Source organism: Amorphus sp. 3PC139-8 (genome assembly GCF_040750475.1).
Classification (GTDB): domain Bacteria; phylum Pseudomonadota; class Alphaproteobacteria; order Rhizobiales; family Amorphaceae; genus Amorphus.
Genome location: NZ_JABJVY010000003.1, coordinates 242,018 through 254,862, shown reverse-complemented (window position 1 = coordinate 254,862; position 12,845 = coordinate 242,018). Strand labels below are relative to the sequence as shown.

General features: G+C 66.3%; 12 protein-coding genes. 6 read left to right on the top strand and 6 right to left on the bottom strand.

What is annotated here, in order from left to right:
- The first annotated feature begins 8 nt into the window (after positions 1 to 8).
- Together HNS03_RS05025 and HNS03_RS05020 are read left to right on the top strand one after the other, a co-directional pair.
- The gene (locus tag HNS03_RS05025; RefSeq protein WP_367193600.1) at positions 9 to 254 is read left to right on the top strand and encodes an Arc family DNA-binding protein; all 246 of its coding nucleotides are present in this window, start codon (positions 9 to 11) and stop codon (positions 252 to 254) included.
- Positions 251 to 673, top strand: a complete 423-nt coding sequence (locus HNS03_RS05020; protein ID WP_367193598.1) for a type II toxin-antitoxin system VapC family toxin — start codon at positions 251 to 253, stop codon at positions 671 to 673. Before HNS03_RS05025 ends, HNS03_RS05020 begins: the two co-directional genes overlap by 4 nt.
- Before the next feature lie 36 nt (positions 674 to 709).
- Here the strand turns inward: HNS03_RS05020 and HNS03_RS05015 are convergent, their stop codons facing one another.
- Positions 710 to 961 (bottom strand): type II toxin-antitoxin system Phd/YefM family antitoxin, encoded by a 252-nt coding sequence (locus HNS03_RS05015; RefSeq protein ID WP_367193597.1) that lies wholly within the window; start codon positions 959 to 961, stop codon positions 710 to 712.
- 59 nt (positions 962 to 1,020) lie between these two features.
- Here HNS03_RS05015 and HNS03_RS05010 point away from each other — a divergent pair, with 59 nt between their 5' ends.
- Positions 1,021 to 1,614: a hypothetical protein gene (locus tag HNS03_RS05010; RefSeq protein WP_367193595.1), complete on the top strand. Its 594-nt coding sequence runs from the start codon at positions 1,021 to 1,023 to the stop codon at positions 1,612 to 1,614.
- Positions 1,615 to 1,619: 5 nt separating this feature from the next.
- On the opposite strand, the gene HNS03_RS05005 is transcribed toward HNS03_RS05010, so the two are convergent.
- The 5 genes from HNS03_RS05005 to HNS03_RS04985 all read right to left on the bottom strand — a co-directional run bounded on the left by HNS03_RS05005 (position 1,620) and on the right by HNS03_RS04985 (position 9,538).
- A complete protein-coding gene (locus HNS03_RS05005; protein ID WP_367193593.1) occupies positions 1,620 to 2,231 on the bottom strand; it encodes a LysE family translocator in 612 nt (203 codons plus the stop codon).
- A gap of 80 nt (positions 2,232 to 2,311) precedes the next feature.
- Entirely contained in the window at positions 2,312 to 3,523 is a 1,212-nt protein-coding gene (chrA, locus tag HNS03_RS05000; RefSeq protein ID WP_367193592.1) for a chromate efflux transporter, read from the bottom strand.
- 230 nt (positions 3,524 to 3,753) lie between these two features.
- A complete protein-coding gene (locus tag HNS03_RS04995; RefSeq protein ID WP_367193591.1) occupies positions 3,754 to 7,299 on the bottom strand; it encodes an AsmA family protein in 3,546 nt (1,181 codons plus the stop codon).
- A 235-nt stretch (positions 7,300 to 7,534) separates the two neighbouring features.
- Positions 7,535 to 8,083 carry an ActR/PrrA/RegA family redox response regulator transcription factor gene (locus HNS03_RS04990; protein ID WP_367193589.1) on the bottom strand — a complete coding sequence of 183 codons (549 nt, stop codon included), beginning with the start codon at positions 8,081 to 8,083 and terminating at the stop codon, positions 7,535 to 7,537.
- 75 nt (positions 8,084 to 8,158) lie between these two features.
- Positions 8,159 to 9,538 carry an ActS/PrrB/RegB family redox-sensitive histidine kinase gene (locus HNS03_RS04985; RefSeq protein ID WP_367193587.1) on the bottom strand — a complete coding sequence of 460 codons (1,380 nt, stop codon included), beginning with the start codon at positions 9,536 to 9,538 and terminating at the stop codon, positions 8,159 to 8,161.
- A 334-nt stretch (positions 9,539 to 9,872) separates the two neighbouring features.
- Here HNS03_RS04985 and HNS03_RS04980 point away from each other — a divergent pair, with 334 nt between their 5' ends.
- The 3 genes from HNS03_RS04980 to HNS03_RS04970 are packed head-to-tail and all read left to right on the top strand — an operon-like array spanning position 9,873 to position 12,642.
- Entirely contained in the window at positions 9,873 to 10,646 is a 774-nt protein-coding gene (locus tag HNS03_RS04980) for an ABC transporter ATP-binding protein (RefSeq protein ID WP_367193585.1), read from the top strand.
- A complete protein-coding gene (locus HNS03_RS04975) occupies positions 10,643 to 11,782 on the top strand; it encodes a GNAT family N-acetyltransferase (RefSeq protein WP_367193583.1) in 1,140 nt (379 codons plus the stop codon). Before HNS03_RS04980 ends, HNS03_RS04975 begins: the two co-directional genes overlap by 4 nt.
- A 23-nt stretch (positions 11,783 to 11,805) precedes the next feature.
- Complete coding sequence (locus HNS03_RS04970) at positions 11,806 to 12,642, top strand: ABC transporter permease (RefSeq protein ID WP_367193581.1); 837 nt, start codon at positions 11,806 to 11,808, stop codon at positions 12,640 to 12,642.
- Positions 12,643 to 12,845: the final 203 nt, after the last annotated feature.

Genomic DNA, 12,845 nt, shown 5'->3' with positions numbered 1-12,845 from the left:
TGGGTGTCATGAGCACGTTGACCATCCGTAATGTCGATCCGAAGCTGAAGGAGCGGCTTCGCATCCGCGCCGCGCACAACGGCCGGTCGATGGAGGCGGAGGTGCGGGCGATGTTGCGCGAAGCGCTCGTTGCCGAGACCGGCGGGGAGGTGGATCTTGCGACGGCGATCCGGCGGCGGATGGCGCCCCTCGGCGGGGTGGACCTGCCGGAGCCTGAGCGCGCGCCGCTGCGCGATCCGCCTGACTTCACGTGATCGTTCTCGACACCAACGTGGTGTCCGAACTGATGCGGCCGGCGCCGGATCCGTCGGTCATCGAATGGGTGGCTGCCCGCCCCCGGCGGACGCTTTTCACCACGACTATCACGCAAGCGGAGATCCTGTACGGCATCGAGCTGCTTGCGGACGGGCGCCGCCGCGATGCGTTGGCCGGTGCCGCCACGGCGATCTTCGCTGAAGAGTTCGCCGGGCGTGTTCTCCCGTTCGATCAGGCCGCGACAGGGCATTTCGCCCGCATCGCCGCCGAGCGACGCCGCGCCGGGCGCCCGATTACAAGCTTCGACGCCCTGATTGCAGCGATCACACGTGCCGCCGGGGCCGGGCTTGCGACCCGCAACCTCGCCGATTTCGAGGGGTTGGGCCTGGCGCTCGTCAATCCGTGGGACGGCGGGTGAGCCCTGGCCGTCAATAGTGATAGCGGCACTGGGCGATCAGGTCGCTGACGGGCCGCTTGCCTCGCCGGCGTCCAGATCAGAGACCGCTTTCAACAGCCGGTCGGCATTGCGCGGGCTTTGCAGAAGATGCCGCGTCTCCTCGTAGGAGGCGAAATCCTCAAGCGACATCAGGATAGCGGCCGGCTTGCCGTTGTCACGTGTGATCAGGATCGGCTCACCGCCGTCCGCGAGCCGCTCAAGTACGTCAGCAAAATTCTGTCGAAGGTCGTTCTCTGTCTTTGCCAGCATCTTTCCGTTGTGGAATTTGAGTATCGCGACGAAACGAATGCCACCGAGGAGGCAGATGGATGACTCGATTTTCAAAAAGCGAAATTAAGCAAAAGCAGCTTGAGTTATCCGAGTGGCAAACTCCAGAAAAAATGAACGAAAAAGTTGGCGAGGTCTCAGGCGAAATTCTCTTCACTCAAGCGGGGACCGCCTTTTTGCGAGAAGGTTGGATCGCCGCCGAGTTGGGCCGCTTACGAGGAGCCGACCAAGTCCGGGTCCCTCTTGAAACATTCCCAGATTTTCAAATCAGGTTTGGCAACATCATTGAGGATTTCGAGGCGACAGAAGTCGATGATCCCAATCGTAGACGTGGCGATGAATATAAAACGCCTGACCGAGGCGTGGTAGATGATCCCTACGAAGACTGGGTCGAGCGAGCTAATGGCCTATCTCAATGGCTCCGTGTCGTTTGTCAGAAGAAAGCGTCAAAAAATTATTATACGGGAACGAATTTAGCAATCTATCTTAATGTAGGTACTTATGGAACCTGGCGAAGTGAGATACAGCAAAGTATGATTTCGAGTACAGAATCTGTAAGGGATAAGTTTTCGTCAGTATGGGTATTGTGGGAGGACCATGCGTACCAAGTTTGGCCTGATCGGGTTCGGTTGTAAGGGAGTTACCGCTCCGCGAGCGCCAGCTTGACGCCCAGCCCGACAAAGGCGGCGGCGAAGGTGCGGCGCATCCAGGCCATGACGCGCGGACGGGCGAGCACGTGGGCGCGCACGGCGGCGGCGAACACGCCGTAGGCCGCGAACACCGCGAACGTCATCGCCATGAACACGCCACTCATCTCCAGCATGCGGGCGAGCGCCTGCGGTTCGCCGGGCGTCACGAACTGGGGCAGGAAGGCGAAGAAGAAGATCGACAGCTTCGGGTTCAGGAGGTTGACCATCAGCGCTTCGACGATGGTCCGGTGGACCGAGCGGGGCGCCACGTCGGCGTCGACACGGAGCGCGCCGGTCTCCTTCAGCGTCTGCCAGGCCATGTAGAGCAGGTAGGCGACGCCCAGAATCTTCAGCGTCTGGAAGGCGAGCGCGCTGGCGTGCAGCAGCGCGGCGAGGCCGGTGATGGCGGCCGCCATGTGCGGGATGATCCCGAGCGTGCAGGCGAACGCGGCGACGACGCTCGCCTTGGCGCCGCGCGACAGCCCGGCGGCCAGCGTGAACAGCACGCCGGCGCCCGGCGAGAGGACGACGATCAGGGAGGTGATCAGGAAATCCAGGCTCATGGACCCATGCTCGGTTGAAACGGGGACGCGCCGAGTGTGCGTCCGCCTGCGCCGGGCGGCAAGCCTGCGATGTGCCCGGACTACAGGACAAGCCCGCCGACGACGCCGGAGGCGACAACGACGGCCCAGGGCGGCGCCTTCCATTGGCTCAGCGCGACGAAGGCGGCGACCGCGATCGCCAGCGCCAGGTGCGAGGTGATGCCGCGCGTGAACACCGGATCGTAAAGCGCGGCCGCGAGCAGGCCGACCACGGCGGCGTTGACGCCCATCAGCGCGCGCCGCGCGTTCGGCCGGTGGCGCAGTGCTGCCCAGAATGGCAGCGTGCCGATCACCAAGAGGGCGGACGGCAGGAAGATTGCGACGAGCGCCAGCAAGGCCCCTGCAACACCCGTCACCGGCCCGGTCAGCACGGCGCCCAGGAAGGCGGCGAAGGTGAAAAGCGGGCCGGGCACGGCCTGGGCCGCGCCGTAGCCGGCCAGGAAGTCGGTCTCGCTGACGAGGCCCGGACCCACCACCGACTGCTCCAGCAGCGGCAGCACCACGTGGCCGCCGCCGAACACCAAGCTGCCGGCGCGGTAGAAACGGTCGACGATGGAAAGGGCGGCATCGGGGAAGACGCTGGCGGCGAGCGGCAGGCCGACCAGGAGCAGGAAGAATAGGGCGAGCGCCGTCAGCGCGACAGGGCGCGAGACCTTGACGTCGAGCCCGCCTTCGCCGGCGCCGGCTTCCGGTTTCGGCAACCAGACAAGCCCAATCGCCGCGCCGACAAGGATCACCAGCACCTGCGCCCAGGCCGTGGGGGCGAGCAGCAGGCCGATCATCGCGGCCCCTACGATGGTGGCGCGCTTGGCGTCCGGCGCCAGCGAGCGCGCCATGCCGAGCAGCGCCTGGGCGACGACGGCGACGGCTGCCGCCTTCAGCCCGGCGATCCAGCCGGCCCCCTCGGTGTCGCCAACGGCCGCCAGCCCATAGGCAAACGCCGCCAGCGCGATCGCAGAGGGTAGGGTGAAGGCGGTCCAGGCGGCGGCCATGCCGAGATAGCCGGCGCGCTTCAGCCCGATCCCCATGCCGACTTGGCTGGAGGCGGGGCCCGGCAGAAACTGACAGAGCGCGATCAGGTCGGCGTAGGCGGCCTCGGAGAGCCAACCGCGCCGCTCCACGAAGGCGGTTCGGAAATAGCCCAAATGGGCGATCGGCCCGCCGAACGAGGTCAGCCCCAGCACCAGAAAGGCGCGGAAGACCTCGGCGGCACTGCCGGTCGTCGCGGAAGCGGTGTCGGGACGATCCTGCATCCGGGGGCTCCTCGGTGCGGGGAGGCGGGAAGGGTCCCTTTCCATGGCTTGGAGCCGGTCGAATGTACAGGCCAAACCGGCCGATCCGCCGATGACATTTCGATGACGCGCAGCCCGTGCGCAAACTTGGATCCGTTCAGCCTTTCATGGCCTCTCCGAACGGTTCGAGCCCTTCGTTTCGACGCCTTTCCGGACGGCCAACCGGTTGCCACTTGGCCTGGAAATGTTTTTTAGCGCCTTGGGTTCGGGCGGGGCACGACGGTGGTCGTCGCGACTGGTTGAGGGGATGCCGGTTGCGGTGCCGCCGCCTGGGGCATCGGCTGTTGCTGTTGCACCGGTCGTCCGCCAAACAGGCCGCCCAGCATGGCGGCGGCGTTGCCGCCCTGGTTTCCCTGGCGTTGCGCCGCGCCGCCCAGAAGGCCGCCGACCAGGTTGCCGACCGCCTGCTGGGTGGCCGGGTCGGGCGCCTGCCCCGTTGCCTGGCCGATCAGCCCGCCGACGACGCCGGAGACCATCTGGTTGGTGTCGGGGGCGGTGGTCTGTTGCGGTTGGGGCAGCGGTTCGCTCTGAGGCGGCGCTTCGGCGGGCGCCACCGGTTCCGTCTCCACCGGCTGGGGCGGGGCGGCCTGGCCGCTTAGCCCGCCGACAAGCTGGCCGATCGCCGATCCGATCTGATCCTGGGCCGAGCCGGAGCCGCCGCCGGACGCATTCCCGCGATTTCCGGTGACCTGCTGCTGGATCGCGGAGGTCAGCGCCTGTTGCAGGTTGCCGCCACCGACGCCGGAGGAATTGCCCGAAATCTGACCGATCTGCTGGTCGATCAGGCTGCCGATCGCGCCCTTGGTGTCGCCGCCCGCGATCTGACCAATCAGGGCGCCGGTGTTGCCGAGCTGATCCAGGCTTGCCAGGTCGGCGAAATCGCCGCTGACCGATTTCAGTTGTTCCAGCGCGGCCTGAGGATTGCTCAGGATGCCTTGAATGTCGGGATAGATCTTCGGATCCGACCAGGCCCCTTTGATGATCACCGGAACGCCGAGCCCTTTCAGCTCGGTGTCGCTGCCCTGGCCTTCCAGACTTGCCACCACCCCCGGCTCCACCTTGAAGTCCAGCGTCTTGTCGGCAAGGTCGGCATTGCCCGCACCCGTCATGCGCACCAGCGGACCGACCAGCGAAAGATCGCTGGTGGTGGCGACGCCATCGGAAATGGCAAAGGACGCGCCGAAGGCGGTGAAGTCGGTCTTTTCGTTCGGGTCGGACTGCCAGCCGCTCAGGATCGAGCCGGTTAGGTTGCGCACCATCTTTGGAATGTTGATGCCGAGGATCGCGCCGTTTGCGATCTTGAACGAGGCGGTGCCGTCCAGCGAATCCACCAGGGCGTAGGTGGTGTTGCCGGCGCCTTCGATCGCAAGCTCGATCGCGCCGTTTCCGGCAAGCGCGCCGAAGCCGGCCGCGTCCTTCAACAGCCGGTGGATGTCGAGACCGTCGAGTGCGAAATTCGCCTTCATGGTGGCGCCGTTGCGGTCGGCTAGGTTGACGCGGCCGGTGCCGGAGCCGGAATAGAGTTCGAAGCGCGACAAAAGCGCGTCCAGCGCGCCGTCTTCCAGCGTCACGCCGAGGGTGGCCGGGCCGGTTGCGATCTGGTCGATCACGATCGTCTGAGTTGTGAGCGAGACCGAGGCGTCGACGGCCCTTAGCGCGGTCAGGTCGAGCGGTTCGCGGCTCCAGCCGGTGTCGCCGGAAGGCGTCTGCGCCGGCGCCGCATCGCTCGTCCCGCCGGATAGATAAGGCGTCAGGTCCAGGCGCTCGAAGGCGAGATCGGCTTTCACCGACGGCCGCGCGCCGGACAGGGTGACCGAAGCGCTGCCGCCGCCGGTGCTCTCATCCACCTTCAGGCGGATATCGGAGACGGCGACCGAGTCGGTTCCGGCGTTGAGCCGCCCGCTGAAGGAGACCGCCTGCAGGCCGTCGCCCTCGCCGATCGGGGTGTCGAGCCAGGCAAGCAGGCCGCGCAGCGAGGGGGTCGATAGCCCGACCATTCCGTCGGCGGTGCCGGCGAGCGTCACGGTGCCGTCATAGCCAAGCGACACGCGTCCGGACGATAGTTCGACGACGGCCTTGGTCGGCGCGCCGGACAGCAGCGTGCCAGGGGCGCCAGCGGTGCCATCGATGGAAAAGCGTTCGCCGCGCCAGGTGGCGCCGCCGCCGAGGGTGACCGGCTGGTTCGTTCCGGCGAAGCCAACCCGCACGTCGACGTCGTCAAGCGTGCCGGCGGTGCGGTCGTTCGCCACCACCTCCGACAGCGGCAGGCCGGAGATCCGCCCGTCGGTCAGGCCGACATGTCCTTCCGCGCTGGCGTTTGCGATCAGGGTGTCGGCGGTCGCGCCACGGGCGGAAAAGGCGACATCGGCATTTAGCCGGCCGCTTGCCTCGTAGTCGATCGGCGCCATGGCGAGAACGCTCGCAAGCGGAATCCCCGAGGCAGTGACCGTGCCGCCGACGGCCGCCGTCCCGCCGTCGTCGCGCGCATTGGCGGAGAGCGCGATCGCGCCGCCGTCGTAGCCGACCTCGGGAATGTCGAGCGACAGCACCCCTCCGCCCAGGACGGCACGCGCCGTCAAATCGCGTAGCAGGAGCCCATGCCCCCGCACCGCCTTCACGGTGAGGGTCAGATCGGCGGCGAAGTCCGACAGGGCGGAAAGGTCGAGCGCCGCGTCGCCGCCGCCGTCGGATGGCGCGGCCGGGGTCTCGTCCGCTTCGGGAAGCAACGTGGCAAGATTGATCTCGCCGGCGGCGATTCGGCCGTTGATCGTCGGAACCTGCGACGCGGTCGGCATGGTGAGTTCGCCGGAAAAGTCGGTGCCGGCGATCTCGCCGCGTATGTCGCTCAGCGCGATCGCGATCGGGTTCATCACCGCCTTCGCCTCGAAGGACAGCGCGCCGAGTTCCACGCCGGGCGGGCTGCCGCTCGCCCAGACGATCGCCTCGGAGAGGTCGTCGCTCTCAAGCCGGACCGTGCCGTCGAAGCTGACGCTGTCGGCGAGGATGACGGTCCCGTCGACAGCACCGGTGACGAGGCCGTCGTTGAGGTCCAGCATCACGGCCGCCGGCTCGGACGATGCCAGCGCGCGAGGCGTTTCGATCTCGGCCTCGAAGCCGATGGTCTGGCCCCGGAAGCGTAGGTTGCCGTCGGCATGGGCCCGCGCGTCGATGCTCGGCAGGCGGAAATTGAGCGCGACCTGATCGGCCGTTTCGCGCACGCCCGAGGCGGCATCCTCGATCACGGCCACGCCGTCGCGCACCTCGAAGCTGCCGACGGAAAGCCGCTCCAGCATGGCGACAAGATCGGCGAGACCGTCGCCCTCCGCTTCGGGCTGTTGCTCGGCGTCCGCGCCGCCACCCACGAGCCCGGGTAGGGTGATCGCGCCGTCACGCTGGCGTAGAAGCGCGACGTGCAGTCCGTCGAGCACCAGCTCGTTGACGCGCACATTGCCGGACAAAAGCGCGATCAGCCCGAGATCCGCCCGAAGCCGTTCCAGCGCCATGACCTCGGCGCCGTCGGGCGCACGCACACGCACGGAATCGAGCGACAGCCCGAGGGTTGGGAACGCGCTGAGCCCGACGGGGCCGTCGATGGCGATGGTGAGCCCGGTGGCGCGGTTGAGTTCGTCGACCACTGTCTGCTTCACCCATTGGGTGGAGACGAATAGCGGCAGGGCGGCGAGCGCCCCGATGACGATGAGGCAGAGCGCGGCTAGGACGATCAGGGCGCGTTTCATCGCGGGCTCCGGCGCGGAGGGACAATCGATTCGGTTCGCCATTCTACCGAATCGCGTGCGCGCACGGGCATAGCGAAGGCTAGAGGCTGGTATGGACTTCGAACGCAGCCTCTATTCCAACTGCCATAACAACCTCTTGCCTGCGACCCGCGTCTTTTGAATTTTGCGGGCAGACTGTGGTGCGATTTGGATCGGCGGGCCGGTCAGCGGAGATTTTGCCGCTTTGGCATATCGCTTAGCGCGGTGCCCGCTTCGCCAAAATGCGCTGCAAGGTTCGCCGGTGCATGTTCAGGCGACGGGCGGTCTCGGAGACGTTGCGGTCGCAGAGCTCGTAGATGCGCTGGATGTGCTCCCAGCGGACCCGATCGGCCGACATCGGGTTGTCGGGCGGCACGGCGCGGTCGCCGGGATCGCGGGTGAGAGCGGCGAACACCTCGTCGGCGTCGGCCGGTTTCGACAGATAGTCGATTGCGCCGAGTTTCACGGCCGTCACAGCGGTCGCGATGTTGCCGTAGCCGGTCAGGACCACCGTGCGCGTCTCCGGTGCCGATTGGCGTAGCCGGTCCACCACATCGAGCCCGTTGCCGTCGCCGAGCCGCATATCCACCACCGCATAGGCCGGTGGGTTGCGGTCGATCATGGCAAGCGCATCCTCGATGGTTTCGGCCGTCTCGGGCTGAAATCCCCGCTTTTCCATCGCGCGCGCCAGGCGCTGCACGAATGCATGATCGTCGTCGACGATCAGGAGCCTGGGATTGCCTTCGATTTCGGTCTCATCTGTCATAACGCCACACACTTTTTGTTGCGGCTCCTGCGGCCGGAAGCCGCGCGGGCCGATGTCATATTCGCTTGAGCTTAGTTATAGGGATGCGTCGCGGTTCGGCAAAGCCGCACCCGATGCGGATTCTGCATCCAATCCGGATTCTCCGGGCCCCGCGGGGCGCCCGAGATCGATTGTCGGACGATCCCAGCGAGCGATCACACGGGCGCCACGATCGGGATATTTCCGGTTGGCGAAGGCAAGCCGCGCGCCGGAGCGTTCCAGCAGCGTCTTGGCGATGAAGACGCCGAGCCCCAGGCCGCCACCGGCCGAGCGCGTGACACGGCTGGTCACATAGGGGTCGCCGAGCCGGTCCAGCACCGCTTCGGAAAAGCCCTGGCCGTCGTCGGCGATGGAGATCGTGACCTCCGCGTCGGTCCACTCGGCGTCGACGGTCACTTCGCGCTCGGCAAAGTCCACGGCATTTTCCAGAAGATTTCCGAGGCCGTAGAGGATCGCCGGACTGCGGGCGACCACCGGCTCGTTCGGGGTGGAGCCGGAGCGGCGGACCACCACGTCGATGCCGAAGTCGCGGGTGGGGGCGACCACCTCCTCGATGAGCTGGGCGAGGCTCATCCGGTCGAAATGGCCGTCGGGCTGGTCGGCGAGCGTGGTCAGCTTGCGCAGGATGTCGCGGCAGCGCTCGCTCTGGTCGCGAAGCAGGTGAATGTCGTCGGCATGGGTCCAGTCGGGCTCGATTTCCCGCTCCAGCTCCTTGGTCACGAGCGCGATGGTGGCCAGCGGCGTCCCGAGTTCGTGGGCGGCCGCAGCGGCTAGTCCGTCGAGGGCGCTCAGATGCTGCTCGCGGGCAAGCACCAGCTCGGTCGCGGCCAGCGCGTCGGAAAGCTGGCGCGCTTCCTCCGCAACCCGGAAGGTGAAGACGCCCATCAACGCCAGGCTCGAAATCAGCGCGAGCCAGACCCCGCCGACATAGAGCAGCGGCATGGCCAGCACTTCGCCGTCATACCAGGGCAGCGGGAAGTGGTGGATCGCCAGCAGCGTGGCCGCCACCACGACCAGGCTGGCCAACAGCATGGTCTTCTGGGGCGGCAGGGCGGTGGCGGAAATCACCACGGGCGCGATCATCAAGAAGGCGAACGGGTTTACTAGCCCGCCAGTATAGTAGAGCAGGGCGGCGAGCTGGATCACGTCGAAGCCCAGAAGCATGGCGGTGTTCGGCTCCGACAGTCGGCGGCTGGCGGAGAAGCGGAGCCGGAGCACCACGTTGAGCGCGACGGAGGCCATGATCAGCGCAAAGCACGGCAGCACCGGAAGCGAGAAGTCGAACACCTCGCCGACCACCAGCACGGTCACGGTCTGGCCGGCCACGGCAAGCCATCTGAGCCGGATCAGCGTGTCGATACGGACATTGCGCTGACCGAACGCCGGGGCTTCGTCCAGGTGGATTGGTGCGGTCATGGCGAAGGTCTCAATCAGGGCAGGAGATCGACTAGGCGAGGGGAAGCCGGACAGGAATTGCGCCTCCATAGCGGCCTCTGAGGTCGGCGTGGCGCCGTCTCGTCCGCCGGGACGCTCAAAAGAGATAGGCTCGATCCGGCCGCAATTCATCCCGCGCTAACGTACCAGGATCGATCGCAGCGGCACCACCTCGTGATTTCGACCGCAATTTCGATCGTGAACCGCTTCCCCTGTTCCGAAAACGGCGCTCCCATAGTAGGTCCAAAGACACTCGGTCGGTATTCGCGTGAAAAGGGGCACGTTCCCGACGACGGCGGGCACACGAAGGCGGAAAATGAAGCAGTCAGCCCAACAGCCCGCATCGGAGGAGGCAGCCATCGAGGTCGCGCACATCCTCAAGCGATATGGCAGCGTGACGGCCGTAAACGACATTTCCTTCGCGATCCCGCGCGGCTCCGTAACCGGGCTTCTCGGCGGCAACGGCGCGGGCAAGACCACGACGATTGCCATGATCATGGGCCTGGTCGCGCCCTCCGAGGGTTCCATCCGGGTGCTCGGTCGCGACATGCGGCGGGAGCGCCACAAAGTGCTGCACCGCATCAACTTCGAAAGCCCTTATGTGGAAATGCCGATGCGCCTGACCGTGCGGCAGAATCTCACCGTATTCGCCGAACTCTACGGCGTGGCCGATACCCGCACGCGGGTCGCGGAGCTTGCCGAGGCGCTGGACCTCACAGCGGTGCTCGACCGGCCGTCGGGCCGGCTGTCGGCCGGGCAGAAGACCCGGGTGAGTCTGGCCAAGGCGTTGGTCAACGTGCCGGACGTTCTGCTGCTCGACGAGCCGACCGCGTCGCTCGATCCCGACACGGCCGACTGGATCCGCTCGAGGCTGGAGGAGTATCGCCGCGAGCGTGGCGCGACGATCCTGCTGGCCTCTCACAACATGGGCGAGGTCGAGCGCCTGTGCGACGACGTCATTATGATGAAGGGCGGCCAGGTGGTCGATCGCGGGGCGCCGCAGGCGCTGATCGGCCGGTATGGACGGACCACCATGGAAGACGTCTTCCTGGATGTTGCGCGCGGGCGCCGCAGCGCGGCCGCATCATGATCGAAGGACAGGGCGTGCTGACGATTGAGATCCTGACCGACGCGGCCAATCTCGCCGCGCTCCAACCGGAATGGCGTGAGCTCGCCACCACGGTTCATCCGCGCACGCCGTTCGCGCTGCCGGAATGGCATCTGACCTGGTGGCGGCATTTCCAGCGCGACTCGGCGATGATCCGCGATACGCTTCGGGTCTACGTCCTGCGCGACGACGAGGGCCGGCTGGTTGCGGTCGCGCCGATGATGATGACCCATCGTCCCGCCGTCGGCCCGCTTTGCACCCGCGAGCTGCAGTTCTTCGGGGCCGACCCGTACATGACGGAGCTGCGCGGCCCGATCTGCCGGGCGGAGGATTGCGCACGTGTCGTCGACGCACTCGCTGCGCAGTTCGCGTGCGAAGCCGGTGCCTGGGATTGGGTGCAGTGGCACGGCGTTCGGCTTGAGGCGGAACGTGACGCGGATGCGCTCGCCGCCCGGCTCGGCATCACCGAACCCGTGCCGCTCATCGACTATGTGCTCAAGCTGCCGGCAAGCTGGGACGCGCTGCGCGCGCAACTGCCGCGCAACATCAAGGAGTCCCTGCGCAAGTGCTACAACTCGCTTGCGCGCAACGGCCATGAGTTCACGTTCCGCGCCGTTGCGGCGCCGGAGGATATCGGCCCCGCCCTGGAGCGCTTTTTTGCACTGCACCGAATGCGGGCCGACAAGACCGATACGATCGACCATTTGAACGTCTTCGAGCCGGAGATCACCCGCCGCTTTCTGCTCGACCTCGGCGCCCAGCTCGCCGAGACCGGCGAGATCCTGGTGTTTCAGCTCGTCATCGCCGACGAGGTGGTGGCGACCCGGGTGGGGTTCGTGCTCGGCGACGAGCTCTATCTCTATTTCTCCGGCTACGACGTGGCTTGGGGGCGCTATTCGGTCATGACCACCGTCCTGGCCGAGGCGATCAAATGGGCGATCGACACCGGCTTTGCCGTGGTCAATCTCTCCACCGGCACCGACGTCTCCAAGACCCGCTGGCGCCCGGACGAAATCACCTATCTCGGTGGTTTCCAGCGCGCCCCGGCGCTCAGGAGCCGGATCGCATATGCGATCGCGAACGACCTCAGACGCCGCGTGCGGGACTTACGCAAGTGAGCGGACCGGCAGGAGGGCGAAGCATGCTGAACTCCAGAACCGGCGCCGGCGAGCCGAGCTATCGCGCGATCTCGCCCAAACGCACCTTCGCGATGGTCCGCCGCTACTGGTATCTCCTGCGCTCGTCCTGGCCGCGCACCCTGGAGCTTGTCTACTGGCCGACGGTGCAGATGCTGATGTGGGGCTTCCTGCAGCTCTATCTGGATCAGCATTCCAGCTTCATCGCCGGCGCGGGCGGCGTGTTCATCGGCTCCGTCCTGCTCTGGGATATTCTGTTTCGCGGTCAGCTCGGCTTTTCCATCTCCTTCCTGGAGGAGATGTGGGCGCGCAATATCGGCAACCTGATGATGACGCCGCTGCGTCCGGGCGAATTCCTGGCCGCGTTGATGGTCATGAGCGTGATCAGGTTGGCGGTCGGCATGGTGCCGGTCACGCTGATGGCTTACGCCTTCTTCGCCTTCAACATCTGGTCGCTCGGCTTCGTGCTGGCGGCCTTCTTCGCCAACCTGATCCTGACGAGCTGGGCGATCGGGATCGCGGTTTCAGGCTTGGTTCTGCGCAACGGGCTCGGCGCGGAAAGCCTCGCTTGGACGGTCATGTTTCTCTTGTTGCCGCTCTCCTGCGTCTACTATCCGGTGTCGGTGCTGCCGGACTGGCTGCAGGTGGTCGCCTGGTCATTGCCGCCGACCTATGTGTTCGAGGGCATGCGGGCGGTGTTGATCGACGGCGTGTTCCGGCTCGATCTGATGCTGTGGTCGCTGGGGCTCAACGCGGTCTTGATGGCGGCGGCGATCGGGGTATTCGTGACGCTGTTCAACCGCGCCCGGGACGCCGGTTCGCTCTTGTCTTTGGGCGAGTGAGACCCATCTGATTCGCCAGGTTGCGATCGCGCGGCATGAGGCCGCGCTGTTTCAGCGGCAATGGTCTTCCGCCGCATCGTCTTGATCGCGCTCAACTTCCTTCGCGTTCGCAAAAGCCCGTGTTAACCGCCTTGAGACCGGGTTTCTGGGCCGCTATTCTTTTTGCAATGCAAACGCAGTGGCGCCGTCCGTGCGTGCACCCA